Origin of the sequence: Bradyrhizobium arachidis, from assembly GCF_015291705.1 — a bacterium.
In the GTDB taxonomy this organism is placed as follows: Bacteria; Pseudomonadota; Alphaproteobacteria; order Rhizobiales; family Xanthobacteraceae; genus Bradyrhizobium; species Bradyrhizobium arachidis.
Genome location: NZ_CP030050.1, coordinates 1,075,575 through 1,095,530, shown reverse-complemented (window position 1 = coordinate 1,095,530; position 19,956 = coordinate 1,075,575). Strand labels below are relative to the sequence as shown.

Here is a 19,956-nt window from a genome sequence, read left to right as displayed (position 1 = left end):
ATCGAACCATGCGGGGTAGCCGGCGTTTACTGACATCATGTCAGACGCATTCGACTACTTCCGCGCCTACGCAGTCCGGGCTCTTTGCAAGGCGCGAGCGATGCCGAAGGGCCGGATGAAGCACCTGCAGCTTGTGGTCGGCCGGATCTATAACCTCCTCAAGAAGGAGGCGGCTTACGGCCCGAACACGCAGCATCTCGAGGATTTTCGCGCGGCCCGGAAGCTGGAGAGCTCTCTCGATCGCGACCGCCCCGGCGGTCGCCTCTCTCCGGTGGCGCCGCAAAGCTCGGACCGGGAGGCTGGCTGAATGCCTTCGCTCGACGCGCGCGGTGTGGCAAGTCTCCTGCGAGAGTACGCGCAGCGCACCGCCTTGCGAGGCGGCAATCCCTACCGGGCGAAAGCTTATTCGAGAGCGGCCGACAGCCTGGCGGCCCTTGCCGTTCCCCTGGGCGTCCTCGTCGCCGAAGACCGGCTTACGGAGATTCCGGGGGTCGCCGACGCGATAGCCGACATCATCACCAAACTTCATAAGACGGGCAGTCATCCCAGCCTCGAAAAGCTGCGGAAGGAGATCCCCGAGGGCGTGCTCGAGATGCTCGCCGTGCCCGGCCTTCGTCCGGAGAAGGTGCTGCGCCTATACAAGGATCTCGGCATCGGCTCGCTCTCGGAGTTGGAGGCCGCCGCCAAGGACGATCGCATCAAGAAGGCGAAAGGACTCGGCGCCGCGCTGCAGACCAAGATCCTGCAGAACCTCGCAATCGCGAAAAGCGGAGAAGGGCGCCTCCACCTGAATCGTGCCGCCGCCCTGCTCGCGCATGCGAAGGACTCGATCCGCAAGGCTCGCCCGGAACTCAAGCGCGTAACGGTCGCCGGCGATTTCCGCCGAGGCTGCGAGCTCGTCGGTGATCTCGCCATCGTTGCGGAAGCTCCTGGGGCCGCCAAGGCACCGAATCCATCACCCGCCGACGGACTGCAGATTCGGCTGTCCGACCGCAAACATTTCGGCGCTACGCTTCTCTTCGCCACCGGCTCCGCTGCTCACATCGAGCAGCTCCAAGCCTTGGCCGTTGAGAAGGGCATGCAGTTGGAGTCCGACGGCGTGCACAAGGGCCGCACACTGGTCGCCGGCGAGGAGGCCGATATCTACCGCGCTCTCAGTCTGCCCTTCATCGATCCCGAGCTCCGGGAGGGGCGCGGCGAGGTCGAGCTGGCTCTGAAGGGCAAGTTGCCGAAGCTCGTCACCGACGAGGACCTGCGCGGAATCCTGCACTGCCACACCGATGCCTCCGATGGGACAGAGACCCTGGAGAGGATGGCGAAGGCGACGCGCCAGCGCGGGTACGAGTATTTCGGGGTCGCGGACCACTCAAAGTCTGCGCACTACGCCGGCGGTCTCTCCGTTGAGGCGATCGCGCAGCAGCATCGGGAAGCCGATCGACTGAACAAGCGCTTCGGCAAGGACTTCCGGATCCTCAAGGGTATCGAGTCCGACATCCTGGCGGACGGGTCACTCGACTATGACGACGACGTTCTGGAGAGCTTCGATTTTGTGGTCGCCAGCATCCATGGGCGCTTCAAGCTGGATCGCAAGGCGCAGACGCAGCGCCTGCTTCGGGCCGTTTCCAATCCTCACACCACCATCATCGGCCATATGACCGGGCGACAGCTCCAGCGGCGGCCGGGCTATGAGATCGACATCGAGAAGGTGCTTCGGGCCTGTGCGAAGCATGACGTCGCCGTCGAAATCAACGCACATCCCTGGCGGCTCGACCTGGACTGGCGCTGGCATCAGGCGGCGCTCGAGTTCGGTTGCACGATGAGCATTAATCCGGACGCGCACTCGATCCCTGAACTCGACCACATGCATTGGGGAGTCGTGATGGCCCGCAAGGGCGGCGTCCCTGCCGACCGGGTCCTGAACGCGATGACGCTGCCCGAGGTCACGCGCTACCTCCGCCAGAAGCGGCGTTCGCTCGCCCGCGCCGCCTGATGTCGCACGCGCACGACCTTTCGCTCCAGGGAAAGGCGGTGGCGGTTGCCGCTGATCGCGGGCACCACTTCAGCAAACCGATCCAGGACCGCATAGTCCTGATGGAAGGCCACGGCGTGGAAGGCGACGCCCACGCTGGCCCCTTCGTCCGGCACCGCTATCTTGCGGCCCGCCGACCCCGACTACCCAACCTCCGCCAGGTCCACCTGATCTCCTTCGAGCTCTTCGCATCCCTCTCCGAGGCTGGTTTCGAGGTCGGAGCCGGGGAGCTCGGCGAGAACATCACCACCGCGAGCCTGGACCTCGAGCGGATGCCGCTCGGGACGCTCATCGAGCTCGGCCCCACGGCCATCATCGAACTGACCGGCCTCCGGACGCCATGTGTCCTCATCGACCGCTTTCGGCCCGGCCTCAAACGACAGGTGCTCTCGTCGGCAGAAAGGGGCCCTCCATTCAAATGTGGGGTGCTGGGCGTGGTGCGGGTCAGCGGACCGGTGGCGGCCGGCGACACCGCGCGGGTTCGGCTCCCGTCCTCATTTCGCGCCTTGCCGGCTCTATAAAATGACCCGTGCATAGGCGACCCAACAGCCGAATCGAAACGCGTTCGGTGGGCCGGAGCGATACGGCCGCAAGCAGGTAGCTGCGGTACGCTTGGACTGGCGAGGCAATCGACAGTCGCGGACTACCAACCCCGCGGAGGTGTCTAACCGCGTTTCTCGCGCGAACACCTTCCTTGGGTGGGCAGACCTATCGTTCGTGCGCATTCCTCCAGTCATTGTGGAGGCCTCTGTTAGGAAGTCGCGACGACGGGTCTTCTGCTTGGATCTACCCTTTTTGTTTCTCTTCTGCGCTTTTTCCATCCGAGCTTTTAGAGCGTTCTTCGAACCGATCAGCGCCCTTGGCTAGATCGTGCCCCATCTTGCTCTCGTTTTTCGTTTCTTCCTTGGAAGCGGCTTCGCGCAAGCCCTCAGCGGCCCGATCCCCCGCTTTTGATGATTTTCGTTCTTCACCCATTTGCGGCTCCTTCCCTAAAGGCATTCCCAGGAAACTTCCCAGCCATCCCAGCTTGAACGTGGCAACGTTCCAATAAGTTCGCGTCGCCAATCAATCGCGAGCATGCCTAAAGCGATCATCCATGGCATTCCGCGGCTCATGTTCAACTCCAAACTCCGACGGGCAGTAGCGCGTGAGAAGGCCCACCGGCCCGTCCCTCACAACTGCTTGGCCTTTTCCTTAGCAGCGTGAGCGGCATCAGTTCCCGCCTGCTTCATGCGATCGACCGCTTCGGCTCCGATGTCACTCGCTTCGGCTGCGATCGTATCAGCAGCTTCGCGTAGCGCTTTCGATACAGCGGTACCGCGGCTGCTCAGGTCGTCCTTCACCTGGTCGCTGACCCCGCCGATATAGTTGTCTTCGATCTGGGTCGTTCTAAACGCGCCTGCGAGTGCAGCGCCGACCGCCAAACCGATGGCGCCTATTATCAGCGGCTGGCGCTCCATCAGTTCGCCGAGCGAAGACTGCGCTTTGGTCAACGTATCTCCAGCCGGCAGAGGATTGCCCATCTTAGCAAACTGTTCACGGGCGTAAGCGACGCCCTCGTCAAACCGGTCGCGGACCTTGTCTACTGCTTCAGACACCGAGGCGGTTGCCGTTTGCACGGCATCGCTTGAATCCCCGGCCACGCTGCCCGCTTCATGATCCATCTCAGGTGCGGTCGGCGGCGCCGCGGTCCGCTGCAATCCCGAGGCTGCAGCCTTCAAATTGCTGGCACCGCTATCGACTACACCAGACGCGACGTTGGCGGCGCCCTTCAGTTTGTCATCGCCGACAAGCAGCCAAAGTGCTCCGCCCCCGATTAGCGCGGCGGAAAGCGGGTTCTCTTTGGCCGCAGCGAGTAGACTATCAAAAAAACCGGTTTGCGCACTGCTCATCGCACCATTCCCTTCACAGTATCTTTGTCCTTTTCAAGCTGCCGGATTGTTTCCCGCGGGGTGAGGGTTCGTGCGTCCAACCGCTTGATGCCCACGGCAAACAAAGTGCCAGAAATGGCGGCGGCGGCGATCGCCGATGTGAGGTAAGCCAATGCTGACGACCACCCTGCGCTGATCAACGCTGATGACAGCGCGAACAGCGCCATCACGATGGCGGGGATGACGAGAACCGCGCCGCCGACCAGAAGTCCCAACGCTCCGCCGAGCTTTTGTACCTTTTCGGCAAGTTCGGCTTTCGCCAGATCGACCTCATTCTGGAAAAGCTTCGCGACCTGAGCCATAGCGTCGCCGACAAGGCCCGAGATATTGTGAAGATCGCTTTTCCCAGTTTCGATATCGTGCTTGATGCTCATGATGCGCTTCCGCCACCCGGGGTCGGTCGCTGATCTGTGGATCCCATGGAGGTCTGCCCACCGACGCCCTCGCTTGAGTAATCCGTCCGAACCCCGAACCCTCCAGGTTCCCCGCCGGTTTGCGTACTAGCCCGCTGCGAGGTCGAGGAGCCGCCCGAAGCCTTCAGGAAGCGCACGGCGGCGAACCCAGCCAAAACGGATAGGCCGAGAAATGCCGCTGGTTGCCGCTTCGCAAAATCGGTCGCACCGTCGACGAGGTCGCGAAAGCTGCCATCGCGAACCTTCGCGGCCGCTTCTTCCACATAGTCGGCAGCCGATTTTATACCGCGTGCTGCGAATGGCACGTCGGTTTCGAATGCGCCGGCAGCCTGGCGGAAGTTACCCGCCAAGCGCTCGATGAAATCGGCACCGGTCTGTTGCTGCTCCCGTGCCCGTTCCTGAATCTGGTCGACGGTGCCGCTCGCGACATTCTTGGCTGCATCGGCGGCTTCGCCGAACTTGTCCCGAGCCATGTCCGCCGATGCCTGCAGGGCCTCTCCGGCGCGCTGCTTCATCTCGCCCCCTGCATCGCCGATCTGGTCCTTCAGACCGGTGGAGGAGCTGCTCTTGCCTTTGTTGAAGTCGGTCGGCTTGACCACATCTGAATCGCTCATGCTGTGTCTCTCATGTGCTCGATTTTGGGGGAGGGCTGAATGCTGCGTCAACAACCTCGGCGGCCGCTTCCTTGAGGTTGTCGGCCAAATTACGGGTCATTCGGCTCGCGTGCCGCCCAAGGTCGGCGTCACTCACGCTTCTTGTCGCGGCATCGGCCGCAGACATCGTCGCATCCTTGGCTGCCTCGAAACCCGATTGAGCGGCCTCGCCGGCAGCGCGCTTCAGGCTGTCGCTCGCGGGCCCTGCCGCCCTGTCTTCGAGCTTCGTCTCCGGAAGGGCCGCCGCGATGATTGCCCCGATGGCGATACCGAGTCCTCCGATCAGCGCGGCGTTGTCACCGATGATCTGACGCGACTGTTCGGGAACGGCGGAGGCCGAATCCTTGATCGAGTCCATGCCATCCGTGATCTTGTCACCGATCGTCCCTGCGGCCTCCGTTGCTCGGACCTTGAGGTCTTGGGCCGCTGCCTTGGCGGAATCTATCGCTTCGTTGACCGCGCCAGCGGCGCGTCCTTGCGACTCGGAGATTTTCGCCTGGGCCCCACTTCTCGCTTCCTGAACTCTGTCGACAGTCTGGTCGATGACCCGACCGGCACCATCCATGACGGGCGATACCGCTCCAGCAGCCCGGTCGCGCACGGTCTTGGAGGTAAGAGCGAGGCCTGCAGCAATCATGAGAAGCGGCAGAGGAACCCCTTTCGCCAGTCGCAGCAGCGGCACAGCTATCGCGGTACCGGCAGCGACCGCGCGCATCGGGTTATCCATCGCCTGCTGTTTGAGCCCCTCGACCCAGCCTTGGGCTTTGTCGCTCACGTAGCCCGACATTTCCGATTTAACGTGTTGAGGCGAGACCATGTGACGCAGATCTCGCGTTGTGTCCGATATCCCCTGCTTGAGACGTTCGACCGTGGCCGCCAATTCCGCCCGGTTACGCTCGGACTCCTGTCGTAGCTCCTCCACCGATCGCGTCATCTCATCCTCTTGTCTTCTTGGATTGTGCTTCGAGGACGAACTCCCCCTCTATTGGATGGTTCCTAGTAGCCTTGAAGCACCTTCCGCCGCATCGCCGCGCGCCGACGCGCCCGTGCGTTCTCCCGTCGACTGGTGCAGGACCGACTGCGGGGCGGTCTCGACGGCCGGCTCGTTCGAGATCTGCTCGTCAGAGGATCCCAAGCCTCAGCGGTCGCTTTCTCGAAGGAGAAGCCGCGGGTGGGTATCCCCTTGAGTTTGCCGTTGGAGCGTGTCCCAATACTCCCGACCCGACGGAGAATCTTCTTGTGCGGCTCGATTAAAATGTCCGTTAGAGGCCTGGCGCTGGCGATCCTTCTGGCGGGTCTTCTCGAAGGCTCCCACGCATTCGCGCAGGAGGACAAGAAGACCGATGACGACAAGCCCGCCGATCCCGACACCGGCGAGAGCACCGTCGAGGAGAAGACGCTCGGGCTTCTGCCAAACCCACTCCAAAAGTACGGGATCAAGTTCGCCGCGACCTACATCGGTGAGACGCTGGGGAATGTCTCCGGCGGACTAAAGCAGGGAGCGATCTACGAAGGCCGGCTGAATCTCGCGGTCGACGTCGACCTGCAGAAGCTTGCCGGCATCGACAAGCTCACCTTCCACGCCAACATGTTCCAGATCCACGGCGACGGACTGTCGCGCAATTATCTCGGCAATTTCTTCGTCGTCAGCGGCATCGAAGCGTTGCCCTCGACTCGCCTCTACGAGGCCTACTTTGAAAAGCAGTGGGGCGACAAGAAGGTCTCTCTGAAGTTCGGACAGCTCGCCGCCGACAGCGAGTTCTTCAATACGAAATACACCGACGTCTTCACGAACGCGTCGATGGGCTGGCCGGCGATCACGTCGCTCGACCTGCCCAGCGGCGGTCCGTCGCCGCCATTGGCCGCGATGGGCAGCCGGCTGCTAGTCAACATCACCGATCAGCTCACGGTCCTTGGAGGCATCTTCGACGGCAACCAGGCAGGCCCGGGCCCAGGCGACCCGCAAGAACGTAACCGATATGGCGTCAACTTCCGGATCAACGATCCCCCTCTGCTGCTAGGGCAGATCCAGTACGCCTGGAACAACAAGAAAGGCGATCCCAATCTGACCGGCCAGGTCAAGTTCGGCGGATGGCGTCACTTCGGGCAATTCTCCGATCTTCAACTCGCAAGCAACGGCGTCTCGCTTTCGGCGCCGACCAGCAGCGGCACTCCACTCATGTTAGGGGGCGACATCGGCGGCTGGGCGGTCTTCGAGCAGCAGCTTTATCGCGTGCCCAAAAGCGATGACCGCGGAATCGGCATTTTCGCTCGCGTCTCCGGCGCTCCGGCCGACCGCAACCTGATCGATCTCTACGCCGACACCGGGCTCGAATTTATCGGCCTAAGCGACAAACGGCCGGACGACAAGATCGGGATCGCGGCCGGCTACGCGCACGTCTCGAAGCGAGCCCAGGCGCTTTACTTTGACTATCGCGCACTCGCCGGTCCGGCGTGGCCGGTGCGCAGCTTCGAAGGACTCCTCACGGCGGTATATCAGTATCAGCTGCGGGACGGCTGGACCCTCCAGCCCAATTTCCAATACATCATCCGGCCGGGCGGCGGAGCGACGGACCCGACGGGCCCGATGCCGGGTCGAGCGCTGAAGAACGCAGCAATCTTTGGCCTGCGCACGACGTTGAAATTCTAGGGAGCTTGAGTTGCGTGCGCTGGATACGCAAGGTGAAGGGCTCATCTCGCGTCGTCCTAAGCGACGGCTCATTCCAAATCCGCCGAGATTGATGGCGATGGCGATGGCGAAAGCGACGCGCCAGCGTGGTTTCGAGTATTCGGGGTCGCGGACCTTCCGAGTCCGCGCATATGCGGCCTGCCTGTCAGCCGGCGGATCGGCTGTCCAGGTGGCGAGGGGATTGACGAGATGAAAACCGAGTTTCAAGCCCAACCATGTCCCTCCGGACAGTCAGGCGAAAGCCCGCCCTGCGACGCGAGCCGCTTGAGAAGACTATCGGAAGCGGCCCGACAAGCGCTCGGAACATCGAGCCTGGAACGCACGTTCCTCCCGAATGGAAGCCTTTCTGCACCGCCTCTTCACGGCCAGGTCGGACTTTCCGATCTGGGTGCGCTACACCTTGACGCTCGGCCTGGTCGGCATCGCGTTCTTCGCCCGGGTGATGCTGGACGATCACCTGCGCTCCTACCCCGTTCTGCTCTTCATCCCGGCCATCTTCCTGTCTTCCGTCCTCTTCGACCGAGGCAGTGGTATCGTGGCCACCGCGGCAGGGGCCGCGCTTGCTGCCGCCTACTTCATCCCGGGACCCCCATCATCCGCTGCGATCCCGCTCGTCTTGTTCGTCTTGACCGGCATCTGCATCGCAGCCGTCACCGAGCTCCTGCGGCACACTCTGCAGAAGCTTGTCGAAGCCAAACGATATTCGGAAGTTCTGCTGCAGGAGCTCGCGCATAGAACGCGGAACGACCTCGCCACCATAGTCTCCGTCCTTAGGCTTCAGGCCCGCTCGGCGACCGACCCTGCGGTCCAGGCGGCGATTGCCTCAGCGGTGAGCCGGGTGGACGTGGTCGCCAAGGTCCACGACCGTTTGCGCGATACTGCAGACAGCAACCGCATCGACCTCGCAGCGTACATCGAAGCACTATGCGGAAGCCTCGCCGATTTTCATCGTGGCGTACGCACGATCTCGATCGGTGTACAGTGCGAGAACATCGAGGTGAGGAGCTCGCAGGCGGCGTCGATCGGGCTGATCGTAAACGAACTGGTGACGAACTGCTTCAAGTACGCCTTCCCCGAGGGTCGCCGCGGCGCGGTGCAGGTGGACGTGCGCGCCAAGGACAACCGCATCCTCGTGACCGTAGAGGACAACGGCGTCGGCTGTCCGGTCGAAGTTAAGAGCGGGCTCGGCACGCGCTTGATCAGCCTGCTGGCGTCCCAGATGAAGGGGGTCGTGACGAGAAGGCCTCTTTCGGAAGGCTGCGAGGTGCAGGTTTCACTCGCGCGTGACGCATGAGCGCCGCAGGACGATGCTCGCCCACTCAAGATCACCTTCGGCAAGATGCGGCAGATGGGCTTGCTTGGCGTCCTTGTCTACACTGCGGTTAACAAGTCGCGTTCGATGCCGATCATTGGCCGGACCAGATGCGACTATCCGACCCTTAGCCTCGATATGTGGGTCAGGGTTGCGGTTGTCGCGGCGCCGATGTCTGGCCCGACTTCGAGCGAGGTGACCCGCGCTTTGTGATCATGGGTCATCGAGCGCGACAGACGCCGTGAGAGGCCACATCTGAGGCCGTCTTACTTTGGCTTTTCGGCTTTGATGTGCAAGACGTAGAGCGTATTTTGAAATTCGTCCGTGACTTCCATCCTCCATCCCTGGTCCGGCGTTAGCTTCCCGTCGAGGCCTTGGAGTATCTTGCCAGCCGTCACTGTGGCCTCATGCCAAGCGGCGTGCTTGTCCGGCAATTCCTCGCCTTCAAGGTCAGGTTCGTAGCGTTTGTGGGTCACGTGGAAGAAATAGCGCGGCATACGCCAGCAATGCTGACAAGTGAGTGCACGTTCCATAATAGGCGACGGCTCAAGATCAACCCGGACCATTACTCTTTGTCCTCAGTCCAAGAGCGCTCGCCACACCGGCACTCGAACATGCGCACGGTCAGGCCGCGTACTGGGTCCATTATCGTATGGGCCAGTCGGGGCTGCGCGCCGCATTTGCAGCGCTCCTCTTCCCGCATCTTCGGTCCAGAGAATTTGTCGCCACTGAAAAAATTCACGGGAATCACCCTGCCAAAGGCGACTCAATAAGTACCAAAGTGGACAATTGTTCCCTAGCCCGATCTGAGCCTACTGCTCGGGAGGGCTAGGCTCCGGCAAGCCGAGCATCTTGGCTCGCTTCGCGGCCATCATACGATAAGCCTTCGCTTGGCTCTCCATCGCCGCTTTCAACTTAGGGTCCGATTCTTCGGCCGCCATCCGTTCGAACTGGAGGGCGTGTTCGAGATACTCGCCGAGCAGCTTCACATCCCACCCCTTCACAGCCAGCATTGATTAGTGGAGATTCATTCGTGCGGCCGTTGGCCGGGTGAGCGAAGCCAATCACTCAGATGCACGCCGGTCTGCGCAATCCTGGCTCGTTTCAGCAGGGCCTCGCGCTCGGCTCCAGCGGGTAACTGGCTGGCCTGTTCTTTTAGCTTTGTCGCCTGTTCTGCCATTCGTTCTTCGAGGGAGCGGGTTTGTATGACCCTACGACGATGCTGCGTCATGGTGCCTTCCCAAGAAATGATTTCAAACGACTCCAAAACGGAGATGGCCGGTGTCGGTTCCGTGAATGAAACTAGGCCTTTAGTAAAATCGGGAAGCTTAACGCACGTGCCCCCGGGTAGGTTCAGGAGCTTACGGCGGCTCCTATCCGGTCGTTCGGCCACCGGCATCGGCTCTACCGGCACTGGTGAAGGAAGTCCGCATGCAACGGGGCCGCGCTATGGAAGGCGCGACCTTTGCTTTTTCGACATCACGCGCCAGCATTCCGTCACCACCATCCGCCGGCAAATGGGTCGGCCCGCTCGAAGGCAAGACGCCGGTCGGGCGCTCTTTTCTGGAGTTTTGCCGAGCGCTTCGGATGCGGGCGAGCCGCTGCGGCCGCGCGCACAGGTGTCTCTTTCTTTACCTCAATGGCAGGTGCGGCAGGCACTGCGGCTATGGCTTCGCGCACCTGGTGCTGCGGTACCACAGGGGCCGGATCGGCCTGCGCGATGATCGGCACATCGGTGCGAGGACGCGTGTCGAAGACGATCTTCTCCGGTAGGCTTCTCGCGGAGGCGATTCGGATGATGGTCCTGTCCGGCTCGGACGGGCGCGCCTGCTCAACCGGCGCCGGCAGATACCGGTCCGCAGTGAAAAGCAGCGCCAGCAGCAGTCCGTCCACGAAGACGAAATAACGAATGATCGGCATGAACGGCCGCTCGCAATAGAGAAATCAGGTATCGGCGGGGGGCGGATTGGAGTGGCGGGTCGCTTCGTTCAGCAACCCGCCACTGGAGGGATTAGTCGATCTCCTGGACTACCGTGCGGGTCGACGGATCGACCAGCATCACGCGCTCGCCCGAGTAGACATAGCGGTACTTGGTGAGCGATGGACCCCAGTCGGCGGGCACCGCCTCGAGCTCGACTTCGCGCGGCACTGGCTGGCCGACGACGATCTTCTCGCGGGTCTCCACTGGACGGACCTTGTGCTCGGTGACGTAGGTGCGGATCTTCGTGCGGTATTCGGGCTCGATCTGTACGGCGGCGGCATGTCCCGTGCCGGTGGTGGTGACGACGGTAGACTGCGCCATCGCGCCCGTCGAGATCAGCGCACAGCCGCGCACGTCAGCATCAGCTTCTTCATGAAAATCTCCTGGCCGCAGGATGCGGCATGCGGGAAACCCGCGAATGATGGCAAGGTTCCGGATTCGCGTCAGGAAATTGCCTATTTTTCCCGAGCGAGGTGCGACTGAAATCGGCGGCGCGCGCACCGTGCGGACCCTTAGGATGGCCGGAGCGTTTACGGTTCCGTGGCTTGAAACAAGCGGAGGATCGGACGTGACGATGAAGGCGGGTGCGAGCAAAAAGCCGATCGAGAATGAAGATCAGGACAGCTTTTTGCAACGGCTGGGACCGGGCCTCATCACGGGCGCTTCCGACGACGATCCCTCCGGCATCGGCACCTACAGCCAGGCGGGCGCCCAGCTCGGATTCGGCATCGGCTGGACGATGCTGATCACCTATCCTTTGATGGCTGCGATTCAGGAGATCTCGGGACGCATAGGTCGGGTAACGGGCCACGGCATCGCCGGAAATGTCTGCCGCAATTTTCCCGCTCCTGTTATCTGGTCCATGATCGTGCTGCTGTTCGTCGCCAATACCATCAACGTCGCGGCCGACCTTGGGGCGATGGGAGATGCGCTCAAGCTTCTGATCGGCGGCCCGGGAACGCTTTATGTCGCAATCTTCGGTGCCGTCTCCGTGATCGCGCAAATCTTTTTCAACTATGAGCGCTACGTCTCCATCCTGAAGCGGCTGACGCTAGTACTACTCGCCTACGTGATCGCGCTTTTTCTCGCAAAGGTGCCGTGGGGCGACGCTCTGAAAGGACTGCTCGTTCCGAAGATCGAATGGAGCGGACCTTTTCTGACGACCTTGGTCGCGATCCTCGGGACGACGATCTCGCCCTATCTGTTCGTCTGGCAGTCCTCTCAGGAAGCGGAGGAGCAGCGGATTGATCCCGAGAAGAAACCGCTCAAGCAGGAGCCGCAGAAGGAGGAAGAGGAAATCAAGCGAATCCGGATCGATACGCTCGTCGGCATGGCGGTCTCGAACGTCATAGCCGTTGCGATCATCATGACAACCGCCGCGACGTTGCACGCATCGGGAAAAACCGACATCGAATCGTCCGCCCAGGCCGCGGAAGCATTGAGGCCCGTCGCGGGTGCGCTGGCCGAGCTGATCTTCGCCCTCGGCATCATCGGAACTGGCCTGCTTGCGATCCCAGTCCTGGCCGGCTCGACCGCCTACGCGATCGGAGAGGGACGCAAATGGCCTGTCGGATTGTCGCGCAAGCCGAAGGAGGCCGCAGCGTTCTACAGCGTGCTCGCACTATCGGTCGCGCTCGGTGTCGGGCTCAACTTCACGGCACTAGATCCGATCAAGGCGCTCTATTGGAGCGCGGTCATCAACGGTGTGCTCGCTGCGCCGATCATGACCGTCATGATGCTGCTGGTGCGGCGGAAATCGGTCATGGGCGATTTGGTAGTTTCGGGACCTGTCTATTGGCTTGGATGGATCGCGACCATCGCAATGTTTTTGTGCATCGTCGGTATGGCTTTTACTATATGGAGCTAATCGGCTCACCGATCGAAACTCCGGCTGGAGCGAAACAGTTTCTTAGATCTGGCCCGCCGCTGATGGGGGCCCGATTGGCGACGACGTGCTCAAAACACAGCGGCATAAGAGGCCGACGATCCCTCTCCCGCCGAGGACACTATGTTGGTTGCCAGGTTAGGTGAACTGGGCGATGCCCGTCTCCGCCATGGCGGCTTCGTCATGCCTCAGGAGTAGGCCGGAAAATCCACTCGCGCCACATCGCCAATAGCGCGGCCATGATGACTGGGCCCACAAAGAGGCCAATAAGGCCGAATGCGGCCAAGCCGCCGAAAATTCCGACGAACGCGAGCAGGAATGGGAGCCTTGCTGAGCCGCTCACCAGCGTCGGCCAGATGAAATGGTCGCCGGCAAACATGACGATTGAGCCCCACAAGAAAACCGCCGCCGCAGCGATCCCGCTTCCACCCTCCGATGTCGTGACGATGGCTGCGACGGTGAATGCCACCCAGGCGCCGAACGGGATCATCGCAAAGGCCGTCGTAAAAATGACGAAGATCAGCGCGTTGGGCACCCCCGCGACGAAATAGCCGATGCCGATCGCCAATCCTTCGCCAAGCGCTACCAGTACCGTACCGTTCACGGTCGCACGGGTCGCATCAATCATCTTCTCGACCAGACCTTCTCCCGCATCGCCGAAGAGCCTATCGCAAGTCTCGAGGAAGCGGCTCGCAACTGAGCGACCGCCGCGAAGTAAAGCGAACAAAGCAAGCAACGAGAAAAACAAGAGGAACAGCCGGTGTATCAGCTGACCGCCCAACGTTCGAAAGAGCTCGGATACGTTGTCCGCATTCACCGACTTCAGCCATTCCGCGGCTGCCTGCGGATCCGAAAGATTAGCCCGCCACCATTGCTCCATGCTCTCGGCGGCGATCGGCAGGCGGGCGATCCAGTCGGGCACCCCGATGCCGCTCTCGCGTGCTCTCTTCAGCCAATCGGCAAGCAAGTTGCTTTGTTGCGCGACCTCGTACACGGCAAGTGCAATCGGCGTCACCAGGATCAGCGCGACGAGGACGGTGAAGAGGAACGCTGCCAAGCCGGACGGACCACCCGAGACGCGTGTGGCGAATGCCAGATAAAGAGGCCACAGGGCGACTGCCATAATTGCGGCCCATATGAGGGCAGGCATGAAGCTCGCGGCAGTCCAAAGTCCAAGGACGACCAACAATAGTGCCAGGACAATTCTAGCCTTCATGCGGGCCCCCGCCCCCAGAGGGAGCGGCTTTTGTTCGGCCGGCGAGGCTGCCGAATGAAGTCTCTTCGGTCCCCCCTTGGCTGTGGCGGCCATGCGACCTTCGGGCCTTTCCCGGCTGCGCCGCTACGGCCTTGCGGTAGCTGACGTTTGGTCCGCTGACGGACCAGACTGCGGGACCACACGCTTGGAGATACGGACCACATGCACTTTGCCTGTCGTGGTCCCTCGTCTCTGGATCCGTCTATTACGCCAGGTGGCTACCTCATTCTCCAAGCGCAATATTTCGTCCTTGAGTTCGCCGCCGCGTTCGTTGACCGAGCGCATCTAGTCTTTCCTCCTCAGGCCCTGCACGCTTAAAACGAGACAAGGCGACGTATGTTCCGTTACCAGGAACAACCGGGAGGATGTCCTCGTTCTTCCCGGAGGAGCATTGCATGAGCTTAAGAAAGTCGATCGAAGGACTCGGCCCCTACCCGTCGCTCTTCTTGCTGGCTCTACCGGCGGCTACCGTAGAGCCTCTGAAGCTCGCCGCGGTAGCCGTGGCAGGAGAGGGCCATTGGATCACCGGGACGGCGATGATCGTGGGGTGCTACGCGGTCAGCATTCTGGTCGTGGAGCGGCTTTTCGTCATCGTGAAGCCTAAGCTTCTCACGATCCCCTGGCTCGCGAAGCTCTGGAAAAGTTTCGCTTCTGTTCGGACGCGCATGATCGGCACATTCCGAGGGAGCCGAACGGACGTCGCTTAATCAAGTTGCGAGGGCGGCCGTCGGCTCGGAGCGAGCATCTGCCTCGGCTGCGAGCCTTCTTCGCATCCGCCGGTGATGGGATGACGGATCAACCGGGAGGAGACTCAAACGAGTGTCGAGGAAGCCTAATGCGTCGTAGGCAGCACTTCGCGATTATTCGAGAAACACCCTTCTCATCGAAATGAGAACGGCGATTAACTAGCGAGGCAAGCAGCTATACAGACGTCTACCATCAGTAGCAGCTGCTCTCTGTCCTCTCGCTTCAACGCTACCTCGACAATTCCTTGCGGACTGCTGCAGCAGAATTGCCGACCTTTTCAACAAGGTGTTGTAGTCTGCTTCTGGTTATGCCGAGCTCATGGGTCCAGTACTTGACTGCGTAATCGTCGTTCATTTCGATCTTGTTGCGGTCGGGCTGAACGCGCTTGGTGAAGGTCATCTAGTCGTCCCTCGCTTCCATGGGAAACGGCTCGTGCATCCTGCGGCCGAGAAACGTGTCCGGCTTCAGCAATTTGAGCACTTCGATTGATCTGGCCAGCAACTCGCGCAGGCGGGCGTTCTGCTCGGATCTCCGCAGCTAAATCGTGCGCGCACACGAGATTAGGATTGTCGGCCATGATGGCACCCCTTGCTTTGCAGGCGGGAGTGCGCTCGGTCTCTCAGCCACCGACGCCTTCGGGACAGAGCCTCGGCGGTGGGAACTAACAACTCCGGCTGGCGGAATGGGCTCCTCAATTGGCCGACGAAGACGATCCCCATCGACGAGCTGGAGCGATCCAGCGTTGGTAGCCTTGCGAACCACTACATCTCAGCCACTACCCCTCATCTGTGTGGCGGGGGCGAGTCTGACTTAGAGGGTGACCGATGACGTGCCGGCTCCGATCCGAAAGCGCGGCTTGAGCGAGATCAACGGAGAGGGCCGCTTTAATCGTCCCAGGTGAGCTTCTGACAATCGACACACTTGTAAATGCGCACCGGCTTGTCCGTGCGGGCATTGAGAAAGTTTTCCACCCGGTTCAACCGGCCCATACAGCGTGGGCAGGTGTCGAATTGCTCTTGGCGCGCCTGGAAGGCGGGGAATTAATGCGAAGCATGCTGACACCCGTTAGCGGCTCAAGGGGCTAACTAAAGATAAGCTGCTTCGCGTCGTTTCTCATTAAACTAGACGTCTCGGGAAAGAATATCCTCGTGGACATCCATTCATCCAGTTCTTTTTAGGAACGGCTTGCAGAATGCGCGTGCAACGATTGGGTTCGACGCCTGCGAAGCGGGCCGCCTAAAGGCTCATCGAAACAATGGCTACTAAGCCCGCTGCAGCTAAGCCCCACGCCAGCGCATGCAACATCCATGGTCGCATGGTCGATCGCATTGTCGCCTCCCGTCAGCCATGGAGGATGCGGACCGATTGCGTGCGCTATTTGAGATAGATCAAAGGCTGAAGATGAGCGCCGTTGGGCTGCCAGCGTGATGAAAACGCCGGCGCCGATGGCAAGTACATGCACAAGGATTTCTTGGCCATGTCCCAAGCTTTAACTTAAGTTAGATCAGGCTGGCTGCTGTTTGTGCCAAAGCTTCGATAGGGAAAACCCTGCGATGGTGGGAGCCTTCGCTATGAGGAGCCGCCGGACCCGCCAGCGGATGGGCCCCCGTCCGAGCGGGAGAGCATTTGGTACGCCCGTTCTGCCTTCTCTTTCGTCAGGTTGGCTGCCCAGTCAGTTCCAATCAGCGCGGTCCCTTGCGCTCTCGATCGTAGGCCATCCAACCAGTGCCTCCCATCCGAATAATATCCTAGCTCTTTGGACAGCCTGAAATTGCGCTCGCGCTGACGCAAGACAGAGGCCCGGCCCACCAAGGGTGAGGGCGGCGTTGCAGATTTACCTGCTCGTTGGCTGGCGCGAGCGGGCCGCGGGTGCTGCTCCTAAGCCGCAATCTAGGAACTTGTGAGAACGCCCTTGGCGATCAGCCTGCGAAGAATAGCCTTACAGTTCTCAAGGTGGGCATTGGTCGAATATACTGCAAAATCAAACCACAGTGGCCAACGAGGCGGCTTCAACTCCTAGGTTTGGCATTCCGAAAGGCCAGAACAGCTCAGCGGTTGATTGGCTTCTCTTCCAGTGAGCAGCCGTCTACGGAGCCGAGGATCAGATCACCGCGTTCGTGCCTGTCCCGATCTCCCGCTCCGCCTCAAGCCAGAATTCAAGATCGCGCCCCGTGGGGTGCCCGGCCTGCTCCCACAGCTCATAAGCGCGGTCACTGATTTGATGATGCCAATAGCGACGAAACAGGTTGATCCTTAGTTCCCGCACCCAATCTACATCGTGGAGGTAGGCGGCTGCCCGAGTAGACAGATCTCTTTGGTGCTCTAACTTCCTCAGTTGTTTCACTCCAGCTCCCTCCGATCGCCTTCCGGCGCCGTAACGTGTTTCGGGCCGCACGACGCCTGGTCATGGCCGCACGGCGAATTCACTTCTGCACACAACAAGCTCCCCCTGAATGCGTGTTGGACTGCCGGGAAATACGGCAGTTTCCCATCTTATCATTCCACACGCAAGAGACGCGATGGGCTAGTTGAGAACGTGGATTGATCCTAGCTCCACTCGTTTTCAGGCACTGAGCCGGGCGATGGCTTGAGTTCTTCGAGGCCGGCTTCGATCAACGCTAATTCTTCCTGGATCGCCTTGACGGCGTTTTCCGGATTGACGCCTGAAACGCCTTGCAACTGCGAGCACCTTCAGGCGATGAGTCAGCAAATCCATCAGGGCGCGTCGGTTTCGCACCTTCACATAGCCAGCGACAATCAGTTCCATTGCCCTCGACACCTTCGCTGCCCCTACAGCCGCTTCTGTTCCGGCACTCGTTGCGGACCTTGCATAGTCTGCTTCAATCGTGGCCGGACAATCGCCGCCAGTCCGGCTTCGGTGGTGCGATATTCGATACCGCCTTTGGAAGACCGTTGCTCCATCCATCCGTTTCGGACAAGGTCACGTTTGGTCTGTCGAACCTGGGACCAACCCATGGTCGCGTAGTCGATCGAGGATCTGCCGGTCGTGCTGATTGAAGATCGGTTGTTGTCTTGCGCGCCGTCGGAGGCCGCAAGATCTCTCGAGCGAGTGTTCTGCTTCCCTGGACGTACAACATCGCAAAGCAAGGTTGAAAATGTATTTACCGTCGGGAAACCGTTTGAAACCCCTCCTACTGCATGGCTATTGACCCTGGATCTGAGGCGGCTATTGACGCTTAGCAGACTCCGCCTTGGCAGGAGCCGGACGAGGCCTGACGTGTCGGCCTGCAGCTCAGTGTCCTGATTTTCCCGGCATCATTAAAGTCCAAGACCGCCTGCACTACGTTTTCCCGGCTGACGTACGAGATGATTGCGCCACCGTGCGAGAGCTGAAGATTGTCCAGCTCAGCAGCTGGGTGTTTCTGCAGATGGATAGCCCAGTAGCCACGCAGGTTTTCTCTGCCGGTAATAATCAATTCGTGGCAATCGCAGTAGACAGCGGCATCTTCTGCGTACATTTCGAGTAGCGTTTCTATGTCGCCGGAACGGTAGGCATCGAGCCAGTCGACGGCGGCGGCCATCGGGCCAAAAGACATGCAAGCACCTCCCTGGCAAATAGAGATTTGGCCGGGATACCCAGCTGAGTCTCTTCGCCGATCGATCGCGATTTTTTTGATCTTCACTCGGCCAAGCCCATATGCCGGATAACATAGGGCGGACACTTGGGCTCACGATGGGTCGCAAACCCAAGAGCTAGCGGCTTGCCTCCGCACCCGTCAGGCGAAATCAATCTGCCATGAGCATCAAGTCGCGCGAATACCTGTTCGGGACCACGGCCCGCGTTCTGGCCGAACGCGCCGCAGGCCTAGAATGCCCGGATGCTCGGTTTTCGTGGCCCTGCCTAGCCATCCCCGACGCTCGGTGATGCCCTCAACGCCGGCTATCGCTATCTTGAGGTGAAGTGCCTCGGCTGCGACACCCACCAGAGCGTCGCGCTGGACGTCGTCAGGCGCGCCAAGCCCACCCCATCCACGAGCTGGAGCGCTACATGCGCTGCCGGCAGTGCTCTCAGCGTCAAGGGCGGCCCTTCAAACGCAGTCACGTCCTCGCCTTGCGGAAGAAGATTTCGGCCGCCAATCCTCCGTCTGTCTGGTGGGCTGGGGAGCGCTGAGAGATTTCGGCTCACGTCCCGCGACAAGCTCAACGGCTTCCCACCTCGTTCCATGGATTGGAACCAAACTTAACCCAAGTTAGTTGTCCGACATGGCCGACCCCTTCGATGCCCACGAAAAGCTGTTCGCCCGTGCTGCAGCAGCTATCGCCGAGGCTGAACAGCTTCGCGCGAAAAATATGGCCTGGCAGACCGAAATCAGAGACGGTATTCGTTGAATGGGGGCGCGAACCAGCTTTCATCCGAAAAGCCTCGCGCTGCTTTTCCCTCTCGACTTCCCTGTTCCGGAGCAAACCTATCGACCATGGCCGATCGAGGACGACGAGATTCCATCTGAACCACCCGCATGGTTGCCATGACCTTGGCGGCGTTGGTTCTGGCCCGCATCAGATACTGCTGGGCAAGCGCTCTCGCGCCAAGCTCTCACGAATTGCCCTTTCAGCACGGCGAAGTAAGTCGTCTTGCATGAGGGCGGAATGCCGGCGCAACCGCTTCGTTCCCAGCGAGATCATCGCCGGAGATGACCTCTAGTCGTCCTCGCTTCCATTGCAGACGGCTCTTGCGTTCTGCGGCCGAGAAACGTTTCCGGCTTCAGCAATTTGAGCACTTCGATTGATCTGGCCAGCAACTCGCGCAGGCGGGCGTTCTGCTCGGTGATCTCCGCAGCTAAATCGTGCGCGCGCACGAGATTAGGATTGTCGGCCATGATGGCGCCCCTTGCTTTGCAGGCGGGAGCGCGCTCGGTCTCTCAGCCACCGACGCCTACGGGACAGAGCCTCGGCCGGTGATTAGGTGAAAACGACCAAAGACCGCGTGATTTCCAGAATGAATTTTTGATGCGGACAGGAGGTCAAAAGTGCAATGCGAGTAGGAAACGGATGGCAAAAAAGGCGCCACCGGCGACGATGGCCGTCGCACGGATCGCGAAA

24 protein-coding genes and 1 pseudogene are annotated in these 19,956 nt (G+C 60.7%); 9 read left to right on the top strand and 16 right to left on the bottom strand.

Annotated features, from left to right (window positions below; translation table 11 throughout):
• The first annotated feature begins 100 nt into the window (after positions 1 to 100).
• The 3 genes from WN72_RS05375 to WN72_RS05365 are packed head-to-tail and all read left to right on the top strand — an operon-like array spanning position 101 to position 2,550.
• Complete coding sequence (locus WN72_RS05375; protein ID WP_092220400.1) at positions 101 to 307, top strand: hypothetical protein; 207 nt, start codon at positions 101 to 103, stop codon at positions 305 to 307.
• A complete protein-coding gene (locus WN72_RS05370) occupies positions 308 to 1,990 on the top strand; it encodes a DNA polymerase/3'-5' exonuclease PolX (RefSeq protein WP_092220349.1) in 1,683 nt (560 codons plus the stop codon). It begins immediately after the preceding gene.
• The gene (locus WN72_RS05365) at positions 1,990 to 2,550 is read left to right on the top strand and encodes an MOSC domain-containing protein (protein ID WP_092220353.1); all 561 of its coding nucleotides are present in this window, start codon (positions 1,990 to 1,992) and stop codon (positions 2,548 to 2,550) included. Before WN72_RS05370 ends, WN72_RS05365 begins: the two co-directional genes overlap by 1 nt.
• A 265-nt stretch (positions 2,551 to 2,815) precedes the next feature.
• On the opposite strand, the gene WN72_RS05360 is transcribed toward WN72_RS05365, so the two are convergent.
• From WN72_RS05360 to WN72_RS05340, 5 genes are all read right to left on the bottom strand, one after another.
• The gene (locus tag WN72_RS05360; RefSeq protein ID WP_092220402.1) at positions 2,816 to 3,004 is read right to left on the bottom strand and encodes a hypothetical protein; all 189 of its coding nucleotides are present in this window, start codon (positions 3,002 to 3,004) and stop codon (positions 2,816 to 2,818) included.
• 197 nt (positions 3,005 to 3,201) lie between these two features.
• Positions 3,202 to 3,921, bottom strand: a complete 720-nt coding sequence (locus tag WN72_RS05355; protein ID WP_092220355.1) for a hypothetical protein — start codon at positions 3,919 to 3,921, stop codon at positions 3,202 to 3,204.
• Complete coding sequence (locus WN72_RS05350) at positions 3,918 to 4,334, bottom strand: phage holin family protein (protein WP_092220357.1); 417 nt, start codon at positions 4,332 to 4,334, stop codon at positions 3,918 to 3,920. Before WN72_RS05350 ends, WN72_RS05355 begins: the two co-directional genes overlap by 4 nt.
• Positions 4,331 to 4,987 carry a hypothetical protein gene (locus WN72_RS05345; RefSeq protein ID WP_092220359.1) on the bottom strand — a complete coding sequence of 219 codons (657 nt, stop codon included), beginning with the start codon at positions 4,985 to 4,987 and terminating at the stop codon, positions 4,331 to 4,333. Before WN72_RS05345 ends, WN72_RS05350 begins: the two co-directional genes overlap by 4 nt.
• Positions 4,988 to 4,997: 10 nt before the next feature.
• Positions 4,998 to 5,960, bottom strand: a complete 963-nt coding sequence (locus tag WN72_RS05340; protein ID WP_092220361.1) for a hypothetical protein — start codon at positions 5,958 to 5,960, stop codon at positions 4,998 to 5,000.
• Positions 5,961 to 6,281: 321 nt separating this feature from the next.
• Here WN72_RS05340 and WN72_RS05335 point away from each other — a divergent pair, with 321 nt between their 5' ends.
• Positions 6,282 to 7,676: a carbohydrate porin gene (locus tag WN72_RS05335; protein ID WP_092220363.1), complete on the top strand. Its 1,395-nt coding sequence runs from the start codon at positions 6,282 to 6,284 to the stop codon at positions 7,674 to 7,676.
• Positions 7,677 to 8,049: 373 nt separating this feature from the next.
• Positions 8,050 to 9,009 (top strand): sensor histidine kinase, encoded by a 960-nt coding sequence (locus tag WN72_RS05330; protein ID WP_092220365.1) that lies wholly within the window; start codon positions 8,050 to 8,052, stop codon positions 9,007 to 9,009.
• A 284-nt stretch (positions 9,010 to 9,293) separates the two neighbouring features.
• Here WN72_RS05330 and WN72_RS05325 read toward each other — a convergent pair whose 3' ends face one another.
• The 5 genes from WN72_RS05325 to WN72_RS05305 form a co-directional block, all read right to left on the bottom strand.
• On the bottom strand, positions 9,294 to 9,593 hold the full coding sequence (locus tag WN72_RS05325; protein WP_244554002.1) for a DUF6894 family protein: 300 nt from the start codon (positions 9,591 to 9,593) through the stop codon (positions 9,294 to 9,296).
• 246 nt (positions 9,594 to 9,839) lie between these two features.
• Positions 9,840 to 10,016: a hypothetical protein gene (locus WN72_RS05320; protein ID WP_167381175.1), complete on the bottom strand. Its 177-nt coding sequence runs from the start codon at positions 10,014 to 10,016 to the stop codon at positions 9,840 to 9,842.
• Between the two features lie 38 nt (positions 10,017 to 10,054).
• On the bottom strand, positions 10,055 to 10,258 hold the full coding sequence (locus WN72_RS05315) for a hypothetical protein (RefSeq protein ID WP_092220404.1): 204 nt from the start codon (positions 10,256 to 10,258) through the stop codon (positions 10,055 to 10,057).
• A gap of 266 nt (positions 10,259 to 10,524) precedes the next feature.
• A complete protein-coding gene (locus tag WN72_RS05310) occupies positions 10,525 to 10,947 on the bottom strand; it encodes a hypothetical protein (protein WP_092220371.1) in 423 nt (140 codons plus the stop codon).
• Positions 10,948 to 11,038: 91 nt separating this feature from the next.
• Positions 11,039 to 11,329, bottom strand: coding sequence for a DUF1236 domain-containing protein (locus WN72_RS05305; RefSeq protein WP_244554003.1), 291 nt, complete (start codon positions 11,327 to 11,329; stop codon positions 11,039 to 11,041).
• 253 nt (positions 11,330 to 11,582) lie between these two features.
• Here WN72_RS05305 and WN72_RS05300 point away from each other — a divergent pair, with 253 nt between their 5' ends.
• Positions 11,583 to 12,875 (top strand): Nramp family divalent metal transporter, encoded by a 1,293-nt coding sequence (locus tag WN72_RS05300; RefSeq protein ID WP_092220374.1) that lies wholly within the window; start codon positions 11,583 to 11,585, stop codon positions 12,873 to 12,875.
• 199 nt (positions 12,876 to 13,074) lie between these two features.
• Here the strand turns inward: WN72_RS05300 and WN72_RS05295 are convergent, their stop codons facing one another.
• Positions 13,075 to 14,202: an AI-2E family transporter gene (locus WN72_RS05295; RefSeq protein WP_092220376.1), complete on the bottom strand. Its 1,128-nt coding sequence runs from the start codon at positions 14,200 to 14,202 to the stop codon at positions 13,075 to 13,077.
• Between the two features lie 311 nt (positions 14,203 to 14,513).
• On the opposite strand from WN72_RS05295, the gene WN72_RS05290 reads away from it, so the two are divergent.
• Positions 14,514 to 14,855 (top strand): hypothetical protein, encoded by a 342-nt coding sequence (locus WN72_RS05290; RefSeq protein ID WP_244554004.1) that lies wholly within the window; start codon positions 14,514 to 14,516, stop codon positions 14,853 to 14,855.
• Positions 14,856 to 15,123: 268 nt separating this feature from the next.
• Here WN72_RS05290 and WN72_RS05285 read toward each other — a convergent pair whose 3' ends face one another.
• From WN72_RS05285 to WN72_RS05270, 4 genes are all read right to left on the bottom strand, one after another.
• Positions 15,124 to 15,294: a DUF3606 domain-containing protein gene (locus tag WN72_RS05285; protein WP_092220380.1), complete on the bottom strand. Its 171-nt coding sequence runs from the start codon at positions 15,292 to 15,294 to the stop codon at positions 15,124 to 15,126.
• A 1,702-nt stretch (positions 15,295 to 16,996) separates the two neighbouring features.
• Positions 16,997 to 17,239 carry a DUF2934 domain-containing protein gene (locus WN72_RS05280; RefSeq protein WP_092220382.1) on the bottom strand — a complete coding sequence of 81 codons (243 nt, stop codon included), beginning with the start codon at positions 17,237 to 17,239 and terminating at the stop codon, positions 16,997 to 16,999.
• A 203-nt stretch (positions 17,240 to 17,442) separates the two neighbouring features.
• Positions 17,443 to 17,574: a hypothetical protein gene (locus tag WN72_RS47455; protein WP_283807170.1), complete on the bottom strand. Its 132-nt coding sequence runs from the start codon at positions 17,572 to 17,574 to the stop codon at positions 17,443 to 17,445.
• Positions 17,575 to 18,092: 518 nt separating this feature from the next.
• Positions 18,093 to 18,452: a nuclear transport factor 2 family protein gene (locus tag WN72_RS05270; RefSeq protein WP_092220384.1), complete on the bottom strand. Its 360-nt coding sequence runs from the start codon at positions 18,450 to 18,452 to the stop codon at positions 18,093 to 18,095.
• A 200-nt stretch (positions 18,453 to 18,652) separates the two neighbouring features.
• Between WN72_RS05270 and WN72_RS46610 the strand changes: the two are divergent.
• Together WN72_RS46610 and WN72_RS47450 are read left to right on the top strand one after the other, a co-directional pair.
• Positions 18,653 to 19,027, top strand: a pseudogene (locus WN72_RS46610) (hypothetical protein).
• A 92-nt stretch (positions 19,028 to 19,119) separates the two neighbouring features.
• Positions 19,120 to 19,245 carry a hypothetical protein gene (locus WN72_RS47450; protein WP_283807171.1) on the top strand — a complete coding sequence of 42 codons (126 nt, stop codon included), beginning with the start codon at positions 19,120 to 19,122 and terminating at the stop codon, positions 19,243 to 19,245.
• A gap of 290 nt (positions 19,246 to 19,535) precedes the next feature.
• Here WN72_RS47450 and WN72_RS05265 read toward each other — a convergent pair whose 3' ends face one another.
• Entirely contained in the window at positions 19,536 to 19,733 is a 198-nt protein-coding gene (locus WN72_RS05265; protein ID WP_092220386.1) for a hypothetical protein, read from the bottom strand.
• Between the last annotated feature and the right edge of the window lie 223 nt (positions 19,734 to 19,956).

Coding starts and splice junctions, on each gene's coding strand:
- WN72_RS05375 (WP_092220400.1), top strand. CDS start 101: ATGCCGAAGGGCCGGATGAAGCACCTGCAGCTTGTGGTCGGCCGGATC.
- WN72_RS05370 (WP_092220349.1), top strand. CDS start 308: ATGCCTTCGCTCGACGCGCGCGGTGTGGCAAGTCTCCTGCGAGAGTAC.
- WN72_RS05365 (WP_092220353.1), top strand. CDS start 1,990: ATGTCGCACGCGCACGACCTTTCGCTCCAGGGAAAGGCGGTGGCGGTT.
- WN72_RS05360 (WP_092220402.1), bottom strand. CDS start 3,004: ATGGGTGAAGAACGAAAATCATCAAAAGCGGGGGATCGGGCCGCTGAG.
- WN72_RS05355 (WP_092220355.1), bottom strand. CDS start 3,921: ATGAGCAGTGCGCAAACCGGTTTTTTTGATAGTCTACTCGCTGCGGCC.
- WN72_RS05350 (WP_092220357.1), bottom strand. CDS start 4,334: ATGAGCATCAAGCACGATATCGAAACTGGGAAAAGCGATCTTCACAAT.
- WN72_RS05345 (WP_092220359.1), bottom strand. CDS start 4,987: ATGAGCGATTCAGATGTGGTCAAGCCGACCGACTTCAACAAAGGCAAG.
- WN72_RS05340 (WP_092220361.1), bottom strand. CDS start 5,960: ATGACGCGATCGGTGGAGGAGCTACGACAGGAGTCCGAGCGTAACCGG.
- WN72_RS05335 (WP_092220363.1), top strand. CDS start 6,282: ATGTCCGTTAGAGGCCTGGCGCTGGCGATCCTTCTGGCGGGTCTTCTC.
- WN72_RS05330 (WP_092220365.1), top strand. CDS start 8,050: ATGGAAGCCTTTCTGCACCGCCTCTTCACGGCCAGGTCGGACTTTCCG.
- WN72_RS05325 (WP_244554002.1), bottom strand. CDS start 9,593: ATGGTCCGGGTTGATCTTGAGCCGTCGCCTATTATGGAACGTGCACTC.
- WN72_RS05315 (WP_092220404.1), bottom strand. CDS start 10,258: ATGACGCAGCATCGTCGTAGGGTCATACAAACCCGCTCCCTCGAAGAA.
- WN72_RS05310 (WP_092220371.1), bottom strand. CDS start 10,947: ATGCCGATCATTCGTTATTTCGTCTTCGTGGACGGACTGCTGCTGGCG.
- WN72_RS05305 (WP_244554003.1), bottom strand. CDS start 11,329: ATGGCGCAGTCTACCGTCGTCACCACCACCGGCACGGGACATGCCGCC.
- WN72_RS05300 (WP_092220374.1), top strand. CDS start 11,583: ATGAAGGCGGGTGCGAGCAAAAAGCCGATCGAGAATGAAGATCAGGAC.
- WN72_RS05295 (WP_092220376.1), bottom strand. CDS start 14,202: ATGGCCGCCACAGCCAAGGGGGGACCGAAGAGACTTCATTCGGCAGCC.
- WN72_RS05290 (WP_244554004.1), top strand. CDS start 14,514: ATGTCCTCGTTCTTCCCGGAGGAGCATTGCATGAGCTTAAGAAAGTCG.
- WN72_RS05285 (WP_092220380.1), bottom strand. CDS start 15,294: ATGACCTTCACCAAGCGCGTTCAGCCCGACCGCAACAAGATCGAAATG.
- WN72_RS05270 (WP_092220384.1), bottom strand. CDS start 18,452: ATGTCTTTTGGCCCGATGGCCGCCGCCGTCGACTGGCTCGATGCCTAC.
- WN72_RS47450 (WP_283807171.1), top strand. CDS start 19,120: ATGGCCGACCCCTTCGATGCCCACGAAAAGCTGTTCGCCCGTGCTGCA.
- WN72_RS05265 (WP_092220386.1), bottom strand. CDS start 19,733: ATGGCCGACAATCCTAATCTCGTGCGCGCGCACGATTTAGCTGCGGAG.